Origin of the sequence: Pseudomonas sp. GW456-12-10-14-LB2 (assembly GCF_002884345.1) — a bacterium.
Lineage (GTDB): Bacteria > Pseudomonadota > Gammaproteobacteria > Pseudomonadales > Pseudomonadaceae > Aquipseudomonas > Aquipseudomonas paraglycinae.
In genome coordinates this window covers 160,165-178,431 of sequence record NZ_POHV01000007.1, presented here as the reverse complement: position 1 = coordinate 178,431, position 18,267 = coordinate 160,165, and the positions used below count along the sequence as shown (strand labels likewise).

Sequence of the window (18,267 nt, the reverse complement as noted above, 5' to 3'; positions counted from 1 at the left end):
GTATATAACTATATTAATGGTTTGAAGAATAAATCTAGAACTTTTTTATCAAAGTGCCATTATTCCTGCCTCAGCGATCCTCCCGACGCCGACGCTCCACCAGCGGCACCAGATAAACCGGCACCTTGGACAATTGCAGCAGCCGGGCCGCCGTTCGCCCCAAAGGTGTTTCCGCCCCGACCCCGTGGCTGTGACTTCCTACGATCAGCAAATCGACGGAGAGTTTCTGTACCTGATCGAGAATCACCTGTGACGGATCGCCCTGCAGCACCCGCACCGCGCGTATCCGCTGCAAGTCCTGCTCGCCCTCGTCCCCCAGTTCTTCACGAAAACTGTCGAGCACCCGCTGCTCGATATTGGCGATGACGGTTTTCAGACCCTGACTGTGAAATTCGTTCAACGCCTGTTCGTCGAGATAGCTCTGCAACACCGATTCGGCAAACAGCCCCATGGGTTCCACCGCGTGCACCACGTACAGATCGGCATTGAACGTTCGCGCCATTGCCAGGGCATGCTGCATCACTAACGGTGCGTACAGACCGAGGTCAGTGGCATACAGCATCGAACGAATCATATGACCTCCTCGCGTGCCAACATGGCGGAGATTTGATTCAGCTTAGCAGTGCCTTGACGACTACGGCGTGCGACGCAACGTCTTGAACCACGTGGGCTTTAGACCGCCGGTTCGTTGCTGATGCCGTGGGGCACGTGACCGGTCGCCACGACTTCCCGGGCCAGCTCGCAGTGGCCGGCCTGATCGTCGAAAAACACGTCGGCGGCGAAGGCTTCGAGGAACGCCGATTTGGTCAGGCCACCGAGAAACAGCGACTCGTCCAGACGAATGTCCCACTCGCGCAGTGTGCGGATCACCCGCTCATGGGCCGGCGCCGAACGCGCAGTGACCAGCGCGGTGCGGATCGGGCACTCCTCATCGGAGAACTCGCGCTGCAACAGATTGAGCGCCGCGAGAAAGCCCTTGAATGGCCCGCCGCGCAACGGTTCGCGAGCGGATTCACGCTCCTTGGCCTGGAAGGCTTCGAGGCCACCGGATTGATAGACGCGCTCCGATTCGTCGGAAAACAGCACGGCGTCACCGTCGAAGGCGATGCGCAACTCATCGCTGGCCGCACGACTGGCGCCGCCGGACAGAATGGTCGCCGCCGCGAAACCGGCATCCAGCGCAGCGCGCACATCTTCGGCATGGGTGGAGAGAAACAGATCGCAACCAAAGGCCTTCAGATACGGATAAGGACTGCGCCCGCCGACGAACGCCGCGCGGGAAATCGCCAGGCCGTAATGACCAATGGAGTTGAAGACGCGCAGGCCGGTATCAGCACTGTTGCGCGACACCAGAATCACCTCGACCCGGGCGCGGCCGAGGCGACTGTTGAGGTTGAGCAGTTTTTCCACCAGCGGAAAGGCATCGCCCGGCGCGAGAATTTCGTCTTCGTGATCGATCTGATATTGCCGGTAGGCTTCGACGCCACTCGACTCATACACCTTGTGGCTTTCGCTCAGGTCGAACAGGGCACGGGACGAGATCGCCAGCACCAGTTTGTCATCGATGTTCTTGGCCATGCCTTTCCCCCAGTGCGACCGGTTTAAACGTTACGCCGGTCGATAAAGCTCAATGTGCGATACAACGATTCGATTCGCGGCAACTCGCAGCCTGCCGCTTTTGCCGCCGCCAAAGGACGAGCGTAGATCGCCTCGAGCTCCAGCGGTCGCTTGTGCAAAAAGTCGTGGTACATGCTCGGCCAATAGTCGGGCATTTTCTCGGTCATCATGAACAGGTATTCGGCGTAACCGGGCGGCATGTCGTGACCGCAGGCCTTGGCGCCCTGCACCACTTCAGCCATCAGCGCCTGAATCAGTGCGCGGCTGTCAGTGTCGGCCATCAACGGCGTGGTGCCGGCACCGAGCAACACCGAAAGCCCGTTGTAGGGAATGTTCCAAACCAGTTTCTGCCAGCGCGCCTGATGCAGGTTCGGCATCGCCTGGGAATCGAGACCGGCGGCGCGGAACAGGCCGGCGCCCTCTTCGACGATTGCCATGCGCGCCGCATCATCCGGTGCCGGACCGCTGTGGTAACCGACGTTCACCGCCCCCAGCGCCTGATGGGTGATCTGCCCCGCCCCTTCGCGGTGGACGCAGATCAGGCACAAACCGCCCAGCAAATGCAGGGAGTCGGGCAAAAACGCACGCAAGCTGTCTTCGACGTCGAGGCCGTTTTGCAGCACCAGCACTTTCGCGTCGGGTTTCGCCGCCTGAATGATCGACGGTGCCAGCCCGGCATTGCTGGTGGTCTTGGCGCCGACCAGCAGCCAGTCGCAGGGCGGCATGTCTTCTGCCGACGAATAGGCCTGCACCGGGTTCAGCGTCAAGGCGCCATGCACGGCGCTGTCCACCTGCAAGCCGCCCTCGGCGACTGCGGAAAATTCACTGCGCAACAGAAAGTGCACATCGAACCCGGCCCGGGCCAGCATCACCCCGTAAAACCCTCCGATGGCGCCGGTGCCGATAATCCCCACCACCGGTTTGTTCACTGCTCCCATCACGGCAACTCCTCTGCAATTCGACCCAGCGCCTGCGCCACGGCTGCGTTCAGCTCATCGACATTCAGGCGCGTGTGCACTGCCCCAAAGAACTCGCCGTCGCGCACCACAAACAGCGCCGGCAAATGAAAGACCTGATAACGCTCGACCAGTCCGCCGTTGTCGCCGGCATCGATCCAGCACACGCGATCGACGGCAAGATCGAGCCCCGGCAACACTTCGCGGGCATAGCGGCAACTGGCGCAGCCAACGCTGGTGAAAATCACCAGCGAAACGCCGTTCATCGCCAGCAGCCGTTGGTCGGCGTCAAAATCGGTCAGCTGCGATTCGACCACTATACTGGGGGAAACAATGTCAAATGGCCGACACAGGGAGTCTGTGCTCATGGGACGGTTTATTCCTCATCCGGATGATGTGCCCGTTGAACTGACCTTGCTCACACCGGAGTGTATTTCGCGTCAACGGCTGCACACTATCAGCCTCGGCGGCATCGCTTGCAATTACCACCGTGCCTGGCGCCATGGCACCGCCTTGCAGGTGCGCATGCCGACCATCAATGCCGATTTCGCCTATCCGGGCTATGTGGCCTGGTGCCTGCGTCGCAAAAAAGGTTATCTGGTCGGCATTGCATTCACTGATGAGCAGACGCTGTTCAGCGCGCGAATGGGTGAGCAGGTGTGTCAGATCGAGCGCTATTGCCGAATCAACGATGCCCACGATGACCTGCAGGATATCCAGGCGCGAGCCCTGCAATGGGTCGAACAACACGCCGAAGAGTTCTCCCACGACAGCGTTCGCAAGGCTTTCGCGTAACCATAGCTGGACTGAACAGTTACTTGCCCATTGTCTAGCAGGCGTCTAACGCGATAAGGTTCGGCTCCCCGACGCGCTTAAATCCGCTGTGCTCCGCCGCGCGGGGATCGCTGGCGGCCGGCACCCGTGACCTGACGAGTAAACGATGGCTGATTTACCGATCAACGACCTGAACGTCGCTTCCAACGAGACCCTGATCACTCCCGATCAGCTCAAGCGTGATATCCCTCTGAGCGACGCTGCCCTGCGCACCGTCACCAAGGGTCGCGAGGTCATCCGCAACATTCTCGATGGCACCGACCATCGTCTGTTCGTGGTGATCGGCCCCTGCTCGATCCACGACATCAAGGCTGCCCACGAATATGCCGATCGCCTGAAGGTGCTGGCGGCAGAAGTCTCGGACACCCTGTATCTGGTCATGCGCGTGTATTTCGAAAAGCCACGGACCACCGTCGGCTGGAAAGGCCTGATCAACGACCCGTACCTGGATGACTCGTTCAAGATCCAGGACGGTCTGCACATCGGTCGCCAGTTGCTGCTGGACCTGGCCGAGAAAGGCCTGCCGACCGCGACCGAAGCCCTCGACCCGATCTCCCCGCAGTATCTGCAGGACCTGATCAGCTGGTCGGCCATCGGCGCACGCACCACCGAATCCCAGACCCACCGAGAAATGGCTTCCGGCCTGTCCTCGGCGGTCGGTTTCAAGAACGGCACCGACGGCGGCCTGACCGTGGCGATCAACGCCTTGCAGTCGGTTTCCAGCCCGCACCGTTTCCTGGGCATCAACCAGGAAGGTGGCGTGTCGATCGTCACCACCAAGGGCAACGCCTACGGTCACGTGGTGCTGCGCGGTGGCAACGGCAAGCCGAACTACGATTCGGTCAGCGTCGCCCTGTGCGAGCAGGCGCTGAACAAGGCCAAGATCAAGCCGAACATCATGGTCGATTGCAGCCACGCCAACTCCAACAAGGATCCGGCCCTGCAACCGCTGGTGATGGAGAACGTCGCCAACCAGATTCTCGAAGGCAACCAGTCGATCATCGGCCTGATGGTCGAGAGTCACCTGAACTGGGGCTGCCAGGCGATCCCGAAAGACCTCGCCGACCTGCAATACGGCGTGTCGATCACCGATGCCTGCATCGACTGGTCCGCTACCGAAAACACCTTGCGCAGCATGCACGCCAAGCTCAAGGATGTCCTGCCGAAACGTCAGCGCGGCTGACAGCCGTTTCGCAGGCATAAAAAAACGCCGGGCATTGCCCGGCGTTTTTGTGTGTGCGGTGAGGTCAGTCAGATCTTGGCGGTGCGCCGCTGGTGACGCTCCATGTAGCGCTCCACGTAGGAGCACGATGGAATGACCGTGTAGCCCATTTCATCGGCGTACTGCAACGCCCGTTCGGTCAGGGCTGCCGCGATGCCTCGGCCACGCAACGCGTTGGGCACGAAGGTGCGGTAGATATCCAGGGTCTGTTTCCCCAGATCCATATAGGTCAGGTAGGCACGATGACCGTCCACATTGGTCTCGAACTGATGACCAGCCTGGTCATGGTGGATGGACAACGCCTCGCTCATCACTACTCCTCGCGGGTCTCGAATTCTGACCCCTACCTTACCGATGTTTTCCCGGCGAAGGAACATCTACGCCACCCCGTGCCTGATGGACACCGAGAAGAACTGCACCGATCTCGCGCAACCCGAGCACGTATCAAATAGTAGGCACCATTGGCGAAAATGCTCAAGGTACGCTCGTCATCACGCAGATTGACGGGGGGCAGTTCCGGTGGACTCAGGGCGGGTTCGGGAGACAATCTTCCCGAGCCAAAAGGCTGAACATCGCCGGATGTTGAGACTTAAGACGAGCCCCCCGTTTTAAAGTCACCTCAAGATGGACAAAGATATGCGAGGCGCTGCGCAAATTCGCAACAAAAGTGTGGACGAATCCATATAGACGCACTTTAGCCGTTACCTGCAAAACAGCGCACGACAACGGGAACTTTTTCTCAATAACTCGCTCATCTCGCGCCTTACAGCTGGATATTTTTTATACAGCCCAGTTAAAAGTTGCTCGAAAAAGAATCAACGCCTACAATTTTTTTTGCTTCTTGCCTCACGTCAGTTTACTTACTACAAGTAATGGGTAGTATGTACGCCGGCTATTTCCTCAATCGGAGGAGACAGCCACTTAATTGAAAGTCCTTGAAGGGGAACACGATGAACAACGTTCTGAAATTCTCTGCTCTGGCTCTGGCCGCAGTTCTGGCTACCGGTTGCAGCAGCGCATCGAAAGAAACCGAAGCACGTCTGACCGCTACTGAAGACGCAGCTGCTCGCTCCCAGGCTCGTGCAGACGAAGCTTACCGTAAAGCTGATGAAGCTCTGGCTGCTGCTCAAAAAGCACAACAGACTGCTGACGAAGCTAACGAGCGTGCTCTGCGCATGCTGGAAAAAGCTAGCCGCAAGTAATAGTCCTTCGGGATTGTTATCAAGCCGACCCATTTTTTGGGTCGGCTTTTTTGTGCCTGCAGTTTTCTGCGGGCAATAAAAAACCCGCCGCTGCGCAAGCCTCGGCGGGTTTTGTCTTTCAGCTTATTGCTGCAGGTCGATCGGTGCGCTGGAGACCATCGGTGCCGAAGTATTCGGCGTGCCGATTTCGGTTGGCAGGCCATCTTCAGCCGCCACCACATCACGCACCACATCCCAGTCCATGCGCAGGTTGTTGGTGATGTCTTCACGCTTGAGCATCGCGTTGATCACGGCGGTGTGCTTGTCGACCACCGACGGGTTGCCCTTGTCGTCGATCGGCGTGTGCGCTTCCAGGTAGATCTTGCCGCCACTGCGACCGAACTTGTACGCGTCGTTGAGAATCCGCACCGAAGTCCCCACCGGCACCATGCCGGCCATTTCCAGCACGTTGTTGTTGAACATGCGGAAGCAGCCGTGGCTGGTGCGCATGCCGATGCCGAACTTCTTGTTCGAACCGTGGATCAGGTAGCCCGGCGTGCCCAGGGTGAACTTGAACGGCCCCAGCGGGTTGTCAGGACCGGCCGGCACCACGTTCGGCAGCGGATCACCGTCGGCAGCGTGCTCGGCCTTGATCGAGGCAGGCGGCGTCCAGGTCGGATTCGGCGTCTTCGCGGTGATCGTGGTGTGCGCGATCGGCGAGCCCCAGCCTTCACGGCCGATACCCAGCGGGAAGGTGTACACCACGTTCCGGCCTTTCGGGTAGTAGTAGAGGCGGTATTCGGCCAGGTTGATCACGATGCCTTCGCGCGGGCCCGGTGGCAGGATGAAGCGGGTCGGCAGGACCACTTCGGTGCCGGCGCCCGGCAACCAGGCATCGACGCCCGGGTTGGCCGCGACCATTTCCGAATAGCCCAGATCGTAGGTGGTGCCCAGATCGGCAAAGGTGTCTTCGTACTTGGCCTTGATCACCTGCACCTGGCCGATGATGTCTTCACCGGGTGGTGGCAGGGGAAACTCCAGTGCAGCAACGGGACCGGCCACACACAGGGCGGCAAGAGACAGGCAGCGGGTGACGGCAGGAAAACGCGGCAACATCCGGAGAATCCTTCGCAAGATCGACAAGGGTAATAAGAACGCGATTGTACACCGCGTCCAGAGAATTCGGGGAGATGCGCCGATGGGCTGGCAAACTCTTCATGATTGAAGCTGCCGCCCGCCCGGACTGCATTCGGAAGATGCCTGCGCTTAAAGCTCGAATCGCAACTCGGGCCAGATCGGCGAGGTGCCGCGCTTCTGCGATTCGAGGATCGCCCGGCACAGCGAACACAGGCGCTGATCCTGGAACACCCGGCGATCCACGCTCGACCAGCGCGGTTGCGCCGGCAGCAGACTGCCGCACAGGGTTCGGTCAGCCGAGCCACCGAGCTCCAGTTGACGGGTCACCAGATGCACTCGCACTTCCTGGCAGGCGAACAGATCCAACTGTTCGTCAGGCTCGATCAGTTGGTAGGCGAACAGGGACCAGGCAGAACGCGGCATCGGGGGCTCCAAATTAGGGGGCGCCACATTAGCCGAAAGCCTGCCGCTAGAAAAGCCTCATAACAGCGGTTTTAGCGTCGGCCAGACATTTTCCAGCAACTTGCCCTGAGCCCCGGCCGCCGGGTGCAGACCGTCGGCCTGCATCAAGTCCGGATGCCCGCCCACACCGTCGAGGAAAAACGGCACCAGCGGGATTTTTTTCTCCTCGGCGAGCTTGCCGTAGACCTCGGCAAAGGCATCGGTGTAGCGCTTGCCGTAGTTGGGCGGCAACTGCATGCCGAGCAACAGCACCTTGGCACCGCTTTGGCGGGAGCTGTCGATCATCGAAGCAAGATTTTGTTGCAATTGCGTCGGCGGCATTCCGCGCAGGCCATCGTTGCCGCCCAATTCGAGGATCACCAGTTCCGGTTTGTGCTCTGCAAGCAGCGCAGGCAGCCGCGCCTGGCCTCCGGCACTGGTGTCGCCACTGATGGACGCATTGACCACTTTGTCGTCAAAACCTTCGGTCTTGAGCCGCTGTTCGAGCAACGACACCCACCCCAGCCGGGTATCCAGTCCGAAACCGGCGCTGATACTATCGCCAACGATCAGGACTGTACCCGCCGCTGCGTTCTGGGCCATGCACATCAAGGCCAGGCCAGCACTCAAAAACCACACACGCATCGGATTCTCCATGGGCGCAAGCATTCTCACCGCGAAGAACCTTAGCAAAGTGGTTCCCAGCGCGGAAGGTGAACTGACCATCCTGCACGAACTCAGCCTGGAACTGAACAAGGGCGACAGCCTGGCCATCGTCGGCGCGTCCGGTTCCGGCAAATCCACCCTGCTCGGTCTGCTCGCGGGCCTTGACCTGCCGAGCAGCGGCGAAGTAACGCTCGCCGGGCAAGGCCTGAGCAATCTCGACGAAGATCAGCGCGCGCGCATTCGCGCCGAACACGTAGGCTTCGTCTTTCAGTCGTTCCAGCTGCTGGACAGCCTCAACGCGCTGGAAAACGTCATGCTGCCGCTGGAGCTCGACGGCCGCAAAGACGCTCGAAGCCGCGCCACCGGATTGCTGCAACGGGTCGGCCTTGGCCAGCGCCTGACTCACTCGCCACGCCAGCTCTCCGGTGGTGAGCAGCAGCGCGTGGCGATTGCCCGGGCGTTCGCCGCCGAGCCGGACGTGCTGTTCGCCGACGAACCCACCGGCAACCTCGACAGCCACACCGGCGAGCGCATCAGCGACTTGCTGTTCGAATTGAACAAGGAACGCGGCACCACCCTGGTGCTGGTGACCCACGACGAACGCCTGGCCCATCGTTGCCGGCGTCTGATCCGTCTTGAAGCCGGCCTGTTGGTCGCCCCTCTGGAGCCTTGATGGCACGTCTGCCGCTGTTGCGTCTGTTCAGTCTCGCCCTGCGCCAACTGATGCGCGATGCCCGCGCCGGTGAACTGCGGGTACTGTTTTTCGCCTTGGTCGTGGCAGTCGCGGCGAGTACCGCGATCGGCTATTTCGGTGCCCGCCTCAACGGCGCGATGATGCTGCGCGCCACCGAGTTTTTAGGCGCCGACCTGTCGCTCGAAGGCAGTTCGCCGGCCCGGCCGGAACAGATCCGGAGCGGCACCGAGCTGCGTCTGGATCATGCGCAGGTGGTGGAGTTTTCCAGCGTCATCGCCACGGACAACGGCATTCAGCTCTCCAGCATCAAAGCGGTCGACCGCGCCTATCCGCTGCGCGGCGAGCTGAAAAGCGCTCTCGCCCCTTACGCGACAGAAGAAACGGGAGGCGAGCCGCAGCCCGGTGAAGCCTGGGTCGAAGCGCGCCTGCTGACGGCGCTGGACCTGAAGATCGGCGACAGCATCGACGTCGGCATGAAGACGTTGAAACTGACGCGAGTGCTGACCTACGAACCGGATCGCGCCGGCAACTTCTACAGCCTGACGCCACGGGTGCTGATCAACCTCGACGACCTCGCCGCGACCGGCGTGGTGCAACCCGGCAGCCGGGTGAGTTACCGAGAACTGTGGCGCGGAGAGCCGCAGGCGCTGGAAACCTATCGCCAGCTAATCAAACCGGGACTCGCCGCCAACCAGCGGATTCAGGATGCCCGCGATGGCAACCGGCAGATCGGCGGTGCACTGGGCAAGGCCGAACGCTATCTGAACATGGCCAGTCTGGTTGCCGTGCTTCTGGCCGGTGTCGCGGTGGCGCTATCGGCGAACCGCTTCGCCAGCCGGCGTTTCGATGCCAGCGCCCTGCTGCGTTGCCTGGGCTTGTCGCGCCGGGAAACCCTGGTGCTGTTCAGTATGCAACTGACGGTGCTCGGCCTGCTCGCCAGCCTCAGCGGTGCCCTGCTCGGCTGGCTCGCGCAATTGGGATTGTTCGCGCTGCTGCATGATCTGCTGCCGACCGACGTACCGCCGGGTGGCTTGCTGCCGGCGCTGGCCGGCATCGGTACCGGGCTGGTGGCACTGGCCGGTTTCGCCCTGCCGCCGCTCGCCGCACTGGGCCGCGTGCCTCCGTTGCGGGTATTGCGCCGGGACATGCTGCCGATTCCATCGAGCACCTGGATGGTCTATGGCGCGGCACTCGGCGCGCTCGGGTTGATCATGTGGCGCCTGAGTCTGGACCTGCTGCTGACGTTCGCCCTGCTCGGCGGCGGTGTGGTCGCCGCGCTGGTGCTCGGCGGCTTGCTGCTGTTGCTGCTGCAAAGCCTGCGTCGCCTGCTTGCGCGCGCGTCCTTGCCGTGGCGTCTCGGGCTGGGTCAGTTGTTGCGCCATCCTTTGGCGGCGGCTGGCCAGTCATTGGCCTTCGGGCTGATTCTGCTGTCCATGGCGTTGATTGCACTGCTGCGCGGTGAACTGCTCGACACCTGGCAAAACCAGTTGCCGAAGAACGCACCCAACTATTTCGCCCTGAACATCCTGCCGGCCGACAAACAGGCCTTCACCGATCACCTGATCAATGTCTCGGCCCAGGCCGCGCCGTTGTATCCGGTGGTACCGGGACGGCTGATCAGCATCAATGGCGAAGCGGTGCAGCAGATCGTCAGCAAGGATTCGGCCGGCGACCGCGCGATCCAGCGCGACCTGAGCCTGACCTGGGCGGCGGATCTGCCGGCGGGCAACAAGATCACCGCCGGTTCGTGGTGGACCGGGCAACCTTCGGATGACGTTCCGGGCGTTTCGGTGGAAGGCAAGGTGGCCGAGAGTCTCAAGCTCAAACTCGGCGATCACATGGTGTTCAGCGTCGGCGGGGTCAATCGCGAAGCGAAGGTCACCAGTTTGCGGGAGATCAACTGGGACAACTTCCAGCCGAACTTCTTCATGATCTTCCAGCCCGGCACCCTGAAGGATCTGCCGGCGACCTACCTGACCAGCTTCTATCTGGCACCCGGTCACGATCAGCAGATTGTCGAGCTGTCCCGAGCATTCCCGGCAGTGACCATCCTGCAGGTCGAAGCCTTGCTCGAACAGCTGCGCAGCATCCTTGCCCAGGTCACCCTGGCGGTGGAGTATGTGTTGTTGTTTGTGTTGGCGGCGGGGATGGCGGTGCTGTTTTCCGGTTTGCAGGCAACCCTGGATGAGCGCATTCGCCAGGGTGCGCTGTTGCGTGCGCTGGGGGCCGAGCGGCAGTTGCTGATCAAGGCGCGACGGATCGAGTTCGGCTTGCTCGGCGCAGTCAGCGGATTGCTCGCGGCGATCGGTTCGGAAGTGGTGAGTCTGGTGCTGTATCGCTTCGCCTTCGACCTGCCGTGGCATCCCCATCCGTGGTTGCTGCTGTTGCCGTTGATCGGCGCGGCGCTGATTGGTGGCGCCGGGGTATTCGGCACGCGGCGTGCGCTGAACGCCAGCCCGCTGACAGTGTTACGCGAGGGTTGATAGACTCCAGCCGTCTTAATCACAAGAAGTCGCCATGAGCCGTTATCGCCCTCCCCGCACCGCCGGCACCGCGCTGATCACCCCCGAAGGTGAAGCGCGGATGCGCGCCGAATTCCATGAGCTGTGGCATGTGCGCCGTCCGCAGGTGACGCAGTCGGTCAGCGAAGCGGCGGCTCAGGGTGATCGTTCGGAAAATGCCGAGTACACCTACGGCAAGAAAATGCTGCGCGAGATCGACAGCCGCGTGCGTTTTCTCACCAAACGCCTTGAGGCGTTGAAAGTGGTCAGCGAAAAACCGAGTGATCCGAACAAGGTCTACTTCGGCGCCTGGGTGACCATCGAAGACGAAGACGGCAAACAATCGCGCTATCGCATCGTCGGCCCGGACGAACTGGACCTGAAACTCGGCCTGATCAGCATCGACTCACCGCTGGCCCGCGCCCTGATCGGCAAGGCGCTGGATGCTGAAGTGCGGGTACAGACGCCGACCGGCGAACAGTTCGTCTACATCGTGGCGATCGAATATCCCTGACGCTCAGCGCCGGGTGATCAGGCCTTGGCGTGCGACGCGGGTCAGTTGGCGAATCATTTCCGGCGCCTCTTCAAGGCTCGGGGCCTGAATGACGGCCAGATCGAAACTGTCATCGGCAAAACGCGCCAGCGACTCACCGTCTTCAACGAACTGGATCAGGAAGGCGGCAGGACCGCCGCTGCGGCGTGGCCAGCCATCGAGATAACGCAACAGCGTCGGCTGATGTTTGCCGCCAAGCAGGATTTTCGGATTGCGCTGGGTGATGTGTGCCGTGATCGGCGCGGGACGTGCTGGAGGGCGTAGTGCATTCATCGTGTCGTGTCTCTGCCTCAAAAGTCTGCATGGCAGGTGAGAGGCAACACCGAACCAGCGCTTTAGCGGTATTTCGAAGCCCTGTTCCGGCTTCTGACGGCAACTGAAGAATAGTCACCTGGCGCCCCGCAAGTAGCTGTTTAAATCGGCGCATGAGCGGCATCCTAGAGAACGTGACCGGCCAGTGTCAAGAATCAGCCGCAACAAAAAAGGCCCGCACAATGCGGGCCTTTTGCTTGAGCCAGAGCCTTCACCCGGCGATGGCGCGATCCACCGAGAGCTTGCCGGCGCCTTCGATCAGCACCGCGAGGCTACCGCCGAGCAGGGCCAGAGCGAACTCGTAACCGTTGTTGGCCATGAACAGACCGTTGCTGATGTGCACGGTGAAGATCGCCACCAGCGACAGGAAGGTCAGGCCCAGTGCCGCCGGGCGAACCAGCAGGCCGATGATCAGCGCCAGACCGGCGAAGAACTCGGTACCGCCGGCCAAGGTGGCCATCAGGTAACCCGGGGTCAGGCCGATGCTTTCCATGTATTGCGCAGTGCCCGCCAGGCCGTAGCCACCGAAGAGGCCGAAGAGTTTCTGCGAGCCGTGGGCGGCGAAGATCACGCCGACGGCAATGCGCAGAATGGTCAGACCGTAGCCGGCGCGGGTGAACAGAACCTTGTTGATCAGAGAGCTCATGTTGCGTTTCCTTGTTGTCAGAAGTGCTTGTTGGTTGGCCGCTATATTAATCAGTTATTTTCATGTTAAAAGCGCAAAAATTCCGCCATAACAATCAACTTTTTTGATCATTTGCGTGAAACCACTTTCTGCCCCCCGGGCTCCAACGACTCCCGCTCCCGGTCGAACGCCAAGTAATACTTGTTCACGCTATTAACATAGCTGACGGCGCCCATTCCCACCTGCTCCATGGCGATGCGCTCGACCTGAAAGAACCATTGGTTGGGATTCAGGCCGCGACGTCGTGCCTCGGCACGCATGCCCTGTACCCGCTCCGGGCCGATGTTGTACGCCGCCAAAGTGAACGCCATGCGCTCGCGCTCGTTGAGTTTCGGGCTGTTGAAGAACTTGCGGCGAATCATCGCCAGGTACTTGGCCCCGGCCTGCACATTCGCATCGAGATTCTGGATATTGTTGACGCCAACCCGCTGCGCCGCGGACGGGGTGATCTGCATCAGCCCGGTCGGCCCGCTGCCGCTGCGCGCGTTGGGCTGTAGCGCCGACTCCTTGAAGGCCAGCGCCGCCAGGTTGAGCCAGTCCATGTTTTGCGCTTCGGCGTGTTTCTGCAGGGTCGGTCGCAGTTTTTCCAGGCGCTGACGGTCAGCCTTGGCCAACGGATAGTGCACTTGATACAGACGGCGGTAGATCCGCAGGAACGCCGCATCTTCGTTCGATGGTTTTTTGTAGCCGGTCAGGAAGCGGTCGATGCTGGCACGCAACATCGACGCATCACGGCGCACGAACCAGTATTCCTCGCCCGGTTCGCTGATCATCACCTGACGGTCGAAACGCAGCTTGGGCAGGATCTTGCCCCACCGCTCGGCAATCGGTTGCTCGACGATAGTCAGGTGGAAGATCCCGCCCTGAACCATTTCCAGCACATCCTCGACCGCCAGCGTCGGATCGACCCATTCAATCTTGATCGGCGCCAGCTTGTGCAGCGCCAGTTTCTGGTTGAGCTGGCTGACCGCCTCCCCCGCCGCACTGCCGGTGGGCAGCGCCAGGGTTTTGCCGGCCAGTTGCTCGACCTTGGTGTAGCGCTTTTCACCCTTGATGCCGACCAGCACCAGCGGCACGTTGCTGGCGATCGGCTCGCTGCTGGCGACCGCGTGGCCGGGTTGCAACTCGAGCAGTTCGCCTGGCGCAACAAGATCGCCTTCGCCACGCTGCAGCGCGCCGAGCAATTGATCCTTGGCTTTGGGGATGATCTTGAGGGTGATTTCCTGGCCGTCGCGGGCGTGGCCATTGAGGTATTGCTCGAAGGCGCGCAGCCGGTGGTATTCGATGCCGATGGCCTGGCCCTGGACTTCGCCGGAGCTGTTGCGGCTCTGGTTGACCAGCACCCGCAGCACGCGGCTGCTGCGGATTTCGGTCAGGTCGCGAACCTTGGCGGCCGGCACGGCTTGCAGCGGCCCGGGCAGCCGCGCGACCGCCGTCATCGGCAGCAGCAGCGAACCACACAGCAGGAGCAAAACCGAGGGACGAACCATCCACTCTCCGGAAAGAATACGGGGCGTTTTCACCGCTGAGCGGTCGCAAAACACCGACGAAAACAGAGCGCCTGGAGCGCTGATAAAGTGCGAGAGACTGGCACAGTGATGGCAACTCTGCCACCCCAGCCTGCCTCGCGGCCTCAACAGACAGCCATAAGCCGTTGTAGTTCTTGGCTTTTCTTATAAATCTACAGCTCTGATATGCTTTCCGGCCTTCGGCCCGAGGTAGCACCATGCAACTCATCGATATCGGCGTCAACCTGACCAACCCCAGTTTCGCCGACAAACACCAGGCCGTGCTCGACCGCGCCTATGCGGCCGGAGTCTGCCAACTGGTGCTGACCGGCACCAGCGTCGAAGGCAGCGAACAGGCACTGGAGCTATGCCAGCAACTGGATCCTGACGGCCAGCGACTGTTCGCCACCGCCGGCATTCACCCGCATTCGGCCAGCGACTGGAACGCCGACAGCGCGCGGCGTCTGCGCAGTCTGCTGCAGGAATCGAACATGGTCGCGGTGGGCGAATGCGGGCTGGATTTCAACCGTGATTTTTCGCCGCGCCCGCAGCAGGAAAAAGTCCTCGAAGAACATCTGGCGCTGGCTGCCGAACTGCAATTGCCGGTGTTCCTGCACGAGCGTGATGCGAGCCAGCGCCTGCTGGACATCCTCCGTGACTTCCGCGACCGCTTGCCCGCCGCCGTGGTGCATTGCTTCACCGGCGAGCAGAAAGCCCTGTTCAGCTACCTCGATCTGGATCTGCACATCGGCATCACCGGCTGGATCTGCGACGAGCGTCGCGGCACCCATTTGCATCCGCTGGTGAAGGAGATCAAGCGCGGTCGCCTGATGCTGGAAAGCGATGCACCGTACCTGCTGCCGCGCACGTTGCGGCCGAAGCCGAAAAACGGCCGCAACGAGCCGGCGTATCTGACCGAAGTGCTGCGTGAAGTGGCGTTGCATCGAGGCGAGACCGAAGCAGACCTGGCGGCCCACACCACCGCTTGCGCACGTGCTTTCTACGGTTTACCTACCCTGCCCTAGCCGAGGCCAATGCATCAGTTGTTGATGCACATCAAGATCCGGACACCTGCGTAGCGGCACAATAATGGCACCTTGCCAAAACTGTTTCCGCTATCAGAGAAGACCTCCATGGGTGCCTGGCTTAGCAATATCTCGCTGAAATACAAATTCTGGGCGGTCAACGCGGTCGCCTTTGTCACCACCCTGTTGCTGGTGCTGTACGCCGTGCAGCTCGAACAACAGGCCCGCAGCCACGCCGCGCAAACTTCGGCCCAGGCCCAGGCGCAATTGCTCAAGGCCTGGCCGGCCGGGCAGGCGCTGCCCAAATCCGATCAAGTGCTGACTTTCAAACGCGGCGAAGCGCCGCGCCTCAACGATCAACCGCTGCTGGAGATCACCGACAGCAACGGCTGGATCGAGATCAGTCACTTGCCGTTGTTCGGTGAAAACCCGCTGCTCGGCGCCGAGGTCTTCAGCCGTGCCGATGGTCAGCAGGTCGCCGTGATCGCCTATGCCCCAAGCCTCAGCCAGGTGTTCAGCGAGCGCTTCGCCAACTACGCGGTGGCGGTGTTCATCCTGATGCTGGCGATGCTCGGCGCTTCACAATTGTTGATCCGCTTTCTGCTCAGTCAGCTCAATACGCTCAAGGACGTGATGCTGCACGTGGAGAAAACCGGCGACCTTGCCGCCCGGGTGCCGCTGGCCTGCAAGGATGAAGTCGGTCAGATGGCCAACGCGTTCAATGCGATGCAGGCTGGTTATCAGCGAGTAGTGACCACCGTGGCCAACACCGCGCGGCAACTCGACGTCGGTGCCGCGCGACTGGCGTCGAGCATGAACGAAGTACGTCACGGCATGCTCGGCCAGCAGAGCGAAACCGATCAGGCCGCCACGGCGATCAACGAAATGACCGCCACCGTCTACCACATCGCCCAGCACGCCGGCGCCACTCGCGACCTGTCGCAGACCGCCGACGGCCTGGCCGGCAGTGGCCAGCAAGTGGTGAGCCGGGTGCAGACTTCGATTGCCGGCCTGTCCAGCGGCGTGCAGCAGACCGCCGAGATGATCCAGCGTCTGGCCGAGGACAGCCAAAAGATCAACGGCGTGGTCAGCGTGATCCACAGCATCGCCGAACAAACCAATCTGCTGGCGCTCAACGCCGCCATCGAAGCGGCCCGTGCCGGGGAAATGGGTCGCGGGTTTGCGGTGGTCGCCGACGAGGTGCGCAACCTTGCCAAACGTGTGCAGACCTCCACCGATGAGATCACCACCATGGTCTCGGCGTTGCAGGCCGGCACCCGCGACGCGGTGGACTTCATGCAGGAGAGTTCGTACAAGGCCGACGACTGCGTGCAGCAGGCGCAAGAAGCCGGCGAAGCGCTGGCGGAAATCACCGGGGCGGTAGCGCAGATGCGCGAGAGCAACACGCAGATTGCGGTGGCGGCAGAACAGCAAAGTCAGGTGGCCGAAGAGATGAACCGCGCGGTAGTGAGCATTCGCGATGTCACCGAAAACACCGTACAACAGACCGTGGATTCGGCGACCACCAGTAACGAGTTGGCGACACTGGCCGGGGAATTGAACAAGGCGATCGGCCAATTGAAGCTCTAGGGGGCAACATCAAGAATGGCCATTGTTCCTATCACTTCAATAGCCAACCTTGATTCGCCGCCCTCGCTGCCCCGGCCTATTCTTCAACCATGTACCGAACGAACATGGATCGAGGAGCAGCAACATGGGCAAACGTCACCCCAACCTTCCCGCGTGGCAATGGCGCGCGTACCCGAACAACCATCAGCACCCGACCAATCTGGTGCTGCACCTGATTGCCGTGCCGCTGTTCATCGTCGCGTTTCTGTTGATCGTCTCGGGCGTGTTCAGCCTGAGTCTGGCCAGCGTGGCGATCGGCGTGATTGGCGTCATTGCGGCGCTGGGTCTGCAGCGTCACGGTCACAGCCTGGAGGCGCAAGCCTCCGAGCCGTTCAGTGATCGCAAGGACGCCGTCTCGCGTCTGCTGGTCGAGCAGTTCCTGACGTTTCCGCGGTTCTTCCTCAGTGGCGGCTGGTTTCGCGCCTGGCGTGAACGCCATCGCCGCCATTGAGTCAGGCGAAGATCGTCACCGTCTGCCGACTCATGGCAATCAGTTCACCCTTCGCGCTCCACAGCTTGGCGGCGACATGCCCGTAACCGTCAGCCGCATACTCGATGTCCGCCAGGTATTGGCAAAAATCCAGCGTACTCAAATCCCGTAACGGCTGAACGAATTCGATGGTCCAGGTCAGCGTGCTGCCCGGTGCCGGCTTCTTCAGATACGGCAACAGCGCGGGCGGCCAGGCATCGACCAGCGCCAGCAGGTGCGCTTCGTTGACCGGCTCTTCCTTCACATCCCCACGCAAACGCACCCAGCCGCCCATCAGCCGCGATTGATTGCCGGTGAACGGCATGCCGCCGACACTCCAGCGCATCGCCAGATGGCGCATGAACTCGGGGGTTACGCCCTTGATATACGGCAGTTCCTGGCAGTCATCCCAGTGTTTCATCTCCGGTGCCGGATAGGCTTCAACCGCCACTTCCGACGAGCGCGAAGCCCCGAAGCTGCCTTGCACCATCGTCACCACCTGACCGTTCTGCACAGCGCGCCCCAGCACCTGGCTGACCGCTTTGCCTTCGCGCAGTACTTCGACTTCAAAGCTCACCGGCACTTCGGGCTCGACCGGGCCGACGAAAGTGATCGCCAGCGAACGCACCGGCCGATCGGCAGGCACCTTGGTACGCATCACTTCAAACTGCAGCGCGGCCACCAATCCGCCAAAACTGGCCCGGCCCTGCCCCCACTCCGCCGGAATCGTGACCTCCGGTTGACGACGGACAGCATCGATCAGATCGCAAAAGCGCATGGAAACCTCGGACACGAAAAAGGGAATGACCGGATCTTAACCAGCGCGGGAGAGCGGCG

Annotated in this window: 21 protein-coding genes; 9 read left to right on the top strand and 12 right to left on the bottom strand. The window is 61.3% G+C overall.

Features of this window, described 5'->3' with window-relative positions; genetic code table 11:
* Positions 1-70 precede the first annotated feature (70 nt).
* From C1X29_RS06945 to C1X29_RS06930, 4 genes are all read right to left on the bottom strand, one after another.
* Positions 71-574, bottom strand: coding sequence for a universal stress protein (locus tag C1X29_RS06945; protein ID WP_007955683.1), 504 nt, complete (start codon positions 572-574; stop codon positions 71-73).
* A gap of 98 nt (positions 575-672) precedes the next feature.
* The gene (locus C1X29_RS06940) at positions 673-1,578 is read right to left on the bottom strand and encodes a 5'-nucleotidase (RefSeq protein ID WP_007955682.1); all 906 of its coding nucleotides are present in this window, start codon (positions 1,576-1,578) and stop codon (positions 673-675) included.
* A 23-nt stretch (positions 1,579-1,601) separates the two neighbouring features.
* A complete protein-coding gene (locus C1X29_RS06935; RefSeq protein ID WP_173940180.1) occupies positions 1,602-2,558 on the bottom strand; it encodes a putative 2-dehydropantoate 2-reductase in 957 nt (318 codons plus the stop codon).
* Positions 2,555-2,941, bottom strand: coding sequence for a co-chaperone YbbN (locus C1X29_RS06930; protein WP_085744977.1), 387 nt, complete (start codon positions 2,939-2,941; stop codon positions 2,555-2,557). The genes C1X29_RS06935 and C1X29_RS06930 overlap by 4 nt, the downstream gene beginning before the upstream one ends.
* Here C1X29_RS06930 and C1X29_RS06925 point away from each other — a divergent pair.
* Both C1X29_RS06925 and C1X29_RS06920 read left to right on the top strand, forming a co-directional pair.
* Positions 2,940-3,368, top strand: a complete 429-nt coding sequence (locus C1X29_RS06925; protein WP_007955677.1) for a PilZ domain-containing protein — start codon at positions 2,940-2,942, stop codon at positions 3,366-3,368. The genes C1X29_RS06930 and C1X29_RS06925 overlap by 2 nt on opposite strands.
* 145 nt (positions 3,369-3,513) lie before the next feature.
* Positions 3,514-4,590 carry a 3-deoxy-7-phosphoheptulonate synthase gene (locus C1X29_RS06920; protein WP_011335309.1) on the top strand — a complete coding sequence of 359 codons (1,077 nt, stop codon included), beginning with the start codon at positions 3,514-3,516 and terminating at the stop codon, positions 4,588-4,590.
* A gap of 68 nt (positions 4,591-4,658) precedes the next feature.
* Here the strand turns inward: C1X29_RS06920 and C1X29_RS06915 are convergent, their stop codons facing one another.
* Positions 4,659-4,940 (bottom strand): GNAT family N-acetyltransferase, encoded by a 282-nt coding sequence (locus tag C1X29_RS06915; protein WP_007955658.1) that lies wholly within the window; start codon positions 4,938-4,940, stop codon positions 4,659-4,661.
* Positions 4,941-5,579: 639 nt separating this feature from the next.
* Here C1X29_RS06915 and oprI point away from each other — a divergent pair.
* Positions 5,580-5,831 (top strand): outer membrane lipoprotei OprI, encoded by a 252-nt coding sequence (gene oprI, locus C1X29_RS06910; protein WP_003183784.1) that lies wholly within the window; start codon positions 5,580-5,582, stop codon positions 5,829-5,831.
* A gap of 123 nt (positions 5,832-5,954) precedes the next feature.
* Here oprI and C1X29_RS06905 read toward each other — a convergent pair whose 3' ends face one another.
* The 3 genes from C1X29_RS06905 to C1X29_RS06895 form a co-directional block, all read right to left on the bottom strand.
* A complete protein-coding gene (locus C1X29_RS06905; protein ID WP_085744978.1) occupies positions 5,955-6,926 on the bottom strand; it encodes a L,D-transpeptidase family protein in 972 nt (323 codons plus the stop codon).
* A 150-nt stretch (positions 6,927-7,076) separates the two neighbouring features.
* Complete coding sequence (locus C1X29_RS06900; protein ID WP_007955656.1) at positions 7,077-7,370, bottom strand: hypothetical protein; 294 nt, start codon at positions 7,368-7,370, stop codon at positions 7,077-7,079.
* A 57-nt stretch (positions 7,371-7,427) separates the two neighbouring features.
* On the bottom strand, positions 7,428-8,033 hold the full coding sequence (locus tag C1X29_RS06895) for an arylesterase (protein WP_007955652.1): 606 nt from the start codon (positions 8,031-8,033) through the stop codon (positions 7,428-7,430).
* A 10-nt stretch (positions 8,034-8,043) separates the two neighbouring features.
* On the opposite strand from C1X29_RS06895, the gene C1X29_RS06890 reads away from it, so the two are divergent.
* The 3 genes from C1X29_RS06890 to greB are packed head-to-tail and all read left to right on the top strand — an operon-like array spanning position 8,044 to position 11,763.
* Positions 8,044-8,727 carry an ABC transporter ATP-binding protein gene (locus tag C1X29_RS06890; RefSeq protein ID WP_102717112.1) on the top strand — a complete coding sequence of 228 codons (684 nt, stop codon included), beginning with the start codon at positions 8,044-8,046 and terminating at the stop codon, positions 8,725-8,727.
* Complete coding sequence (locus C1X29_RS06885; protein WP_102717111.1) at positions 8,727-11,231, top strand: ABC transporter permease; 2,505 nt, start codon at positions 8,727-8,729, stop codon at positions 11,229-11,231. Before C1X29_RS06890 ends, C1X29_RS06885 begins: the two co-directional genes overlap by 1 nt.
* Before the next feature lie 34 nt (positions 11,232-11,265).
* Positions 11,266-11,763: a transcription elongation factor GreB gene (gene greB / locus C1X29_RS06880; protein ID WP_039770483.1), complete on the top strand. Its 498-nt coding sequence runs from the start codon at positions 11,266-11,268 to the stop codon at positions 11,761-11,763.
* Between the two features lie 3 nt (positions 11,764-11,766).
* Here greB and C1X29_RS06875 read toward each other — a convergent pair whose 3' ends face one another.
* The 3 genes from C1X29_RS06875 to C1X29_RS06865 all read right to left on the bottom strand — a co-directional run bounded on the left by C1X29_RS06875 (position 11,767) and on the right by C1X29_RS06865 (position 14,289).
* On the bottom strand, positions 11,767-12,075 hold the full coding sequence (locus C1X29_RS06875; RefSeq protein WP_085607170.1) for a hypothetical protein: 309 nt from the start codon (positions 12,073-12,075) through the stop codon (positions 11,767-11,769).
* 250 nt (positions 12,076-12,325) lie between these two features.
* Positions 12,326-12,760 carry a DoxX family protein gene (locus C1X29_RS06870; protein ID WP_007950955.1) on the bottom strand — a complete coding sequence of 145 codons (435 nt, stop codon included), beginning with the start codon at positions 12,758-12,760 and terminating at the stop codon, positions 12,326-12,328.
* Positions 12,761-12,867: 107 nt separating this feature from the next.
* Positions 12,868-14,289, bottom strand: coding sequence for a transglycosylase SLT domain-containing protein (locus tag C1X29_RS06865; RefSeq protein ID WP_064598358.1), 1,422 nt, complete (start codon positions 14,287-14,289; stop codon positions 12,868-12,870).
* Between the two features lie 236 nt (positions 14,290-14,525).
* Here C1X29_RS06865 and C1X29_RS06860 point away from each other — a divergent pair, with 236 nt between their 5' ends.
* The 3 genes from C1X29_RS06860 (at position 14,526) to C1X29_RS06850 (ending at position 17,412) form a co-directional block, all read left to right on the top strand.
* Complete coding sequence (locus C1X29_RS06860; protein WP_102717110.1) at positions 14,526-15,332, top strand: TatD family hydrolase; 807 nt, start codon at positions 14,526-14,528, stop codon at positions 15,330-15,332.
* 108 nt (positions 15,333-15,440) lie between these two features.
* Positions 15,441-16,922: a methyl-accepting chemotaxis protein gene (locus C1X29_RS06855; RefSeq protein ID WP_085744983.1), complete on the top strand. Its 1,482-nt coding sequence runs from the start codon at positions 15,441-15,443 to the stop codon at positions 16,920-16,922.
* Between the two features lie 124 nt (positions 16,923-17,046).
* Positions 17,047-17,412, top strand: a complete 366-nt coding sequence (locus C1X29_RS06850; RefSeq protein ID WP_085612198.1) for an Mpo1-like protein — start codon at positions 17,047-17,049, stop codon at positions 17,410-17,412.
* Position 17,413: 1 nt separating this feature from the next.
* Here C1X29_RS06850 and C1X29_RS06845 read toward each other — a convergent pair whose 3' ends face one another.
* The gene (locus C1X29_RS06845; RefSeq protein WP_102686467.1) at positions 17,414-18,208 is read right to left on the bottom strand and encodes an acyl-CoA thioesterase II; all 795 of its coding nucleotides are present in this window, start codon (positions 18,206-18,208) and stop codon (positions 17,414-17,416) included.
* Positions 18,209-18,267 lie beyond the last annotated feature (59 nt).

Bases quoted from the DNA above. Each gene is read 5' to 3' on its own strand.
- C1X29_RS06895 (WP_007955652.1), bottom strand. From the start codon at position 8,033: ATGCGTGTGTGGTTTTTGAGTGCTGGCCTGGCCTTGATGTGCATGGCC.
- C1X29_RS06885 (WP_102717111.1), top strand. From the start codon at position 8,727: ATGGCACGTCTGCCGCTGTTGCGTCTGTTCAGTCTCGCCCTGCGCCAA.
- C1X29_RS06915 (WP_007955658.1), bottom strand. From the start codon at position 4,940: ATGAGCGAGGCGTTGTCCATCCACCATGACCAGGCTGGTCATCAGTTC.
- greB (WP_039770483.1), top strand. From the start codon at position 11,266: ATGAGCCGTTATCGCCCTCCCCGCACCGCCGGCACCGCGCTGATCACC.
- C1X29_RS06865 (WP_064598358.1), bottom strand. From the start codon at position 14,289: ATGGTTCGTCCCTCGGTTTTGCTCCTGCTGTGTGGTTCGCTGCTGCTG.
- C1X29_RS06920 (WP_011335309.1), top strand. From the start codon at position 3,514: ATGGCTGATTTACCGATCAACGACCTGAACGTCGCTTCCAACGAGACC.
- C1X29_RS06930 (WP_085744977.1), bottom strand. From the start codon at position 2,941: ATGAGCACAGACTCCCTGTGTCGGCCATTTGACATTGTTTCCCCCAGT.
- C1X29_RS06900 (WP_007955656.1), bottom strand. From the start codon at position 7,370: ATGCCGCGTTCTGCCTGGTCCCTGTTCGCCTACCAACTGATCGAGCCT.
- oprI (WP_003183784.1), top strand. From the start codon at position 5,580: ATGAACAACGTTCTGAAATTCTCTGCTCTGGCTCTGGCCGCAGTTCTG.
- C1X29_RS06945 (WP_007955683.1), bottom strand. From the start codon at position 574: ATGATTCGTTCGATGCTGTATGCCACTGACCTCGGTCTGTACGCACCG.
- C1X29_RS06855 (WP_085744983.1), top strand. From the start codon at position 15,441: ATGGGTGCCTGGCTTAGCAATATCTCGCTGAAATACAAATTCTGGGCG.
- C1X29_RS06890 (WP_102717112.1), top strand. From the start codon at position 8,044: ATGGGCGCAAGCATTCTCACCGCGAAGAACCTTAGCAAAGTGGTTCCC.
- C1X29_RS06845 (WP_102686467.1), bottom strand. From the start codon at position 18,208: ATGCGCTTTTGCGATCTGATCGATGCTGTCCGTCGTCAACCGGAGGTC.
- C1X29_RS06905 (WP_085744978.1), bottom strand. From the start codon at position 6,926: ATGTTGCCGCGTTTTCCTGCCGTCACCCGCTGCCTGTCTCTTGCCGCC.
- C1X29_RS06850 (WP_085612198.1), top strand. From the start codon at position 17,047: ATGGGCAAACGTCACCCCAACCTTCCCGCGTGGCAATGGCGCGCGTAC.
- C1X29_RS06860 (WP_102717110.1), top strand. From the start codon at position 14,526: ATGCAACTCATCGATATCGGCGTCAACCTGACCAACCCCAGTTTCGCC.
- C1X29_RS06940 (WP_007955682.1), bottom strand. From the start codon at position 1,578: ATGGCCAAGAACATCGATGACAAACTGGTGCTGGCGATCTCGTCCCGT.
- C1X29_RS06925 (WP_007955677.1), top strand. From the start codon at position 2,940: ATGGGACGGTTTATTCCTCATCCGGATGATGTGCCCGTTGAACTGACC.
- C1X29_RS06875 (WP_085607170.1), bottom strand. From the start codon at position 12,075: ATGAATGCACTACGCCCTCCAGCACGTCCCGCGCCGATCACGGCACAC.
- C1X29_RS06870 (WP_007950955.1), bottom strand. From the start codon at position 12,760: ATGAGCTCTCTGATCAACAAGGTTCTGTTCACCCGCGCCGGCTACGGT.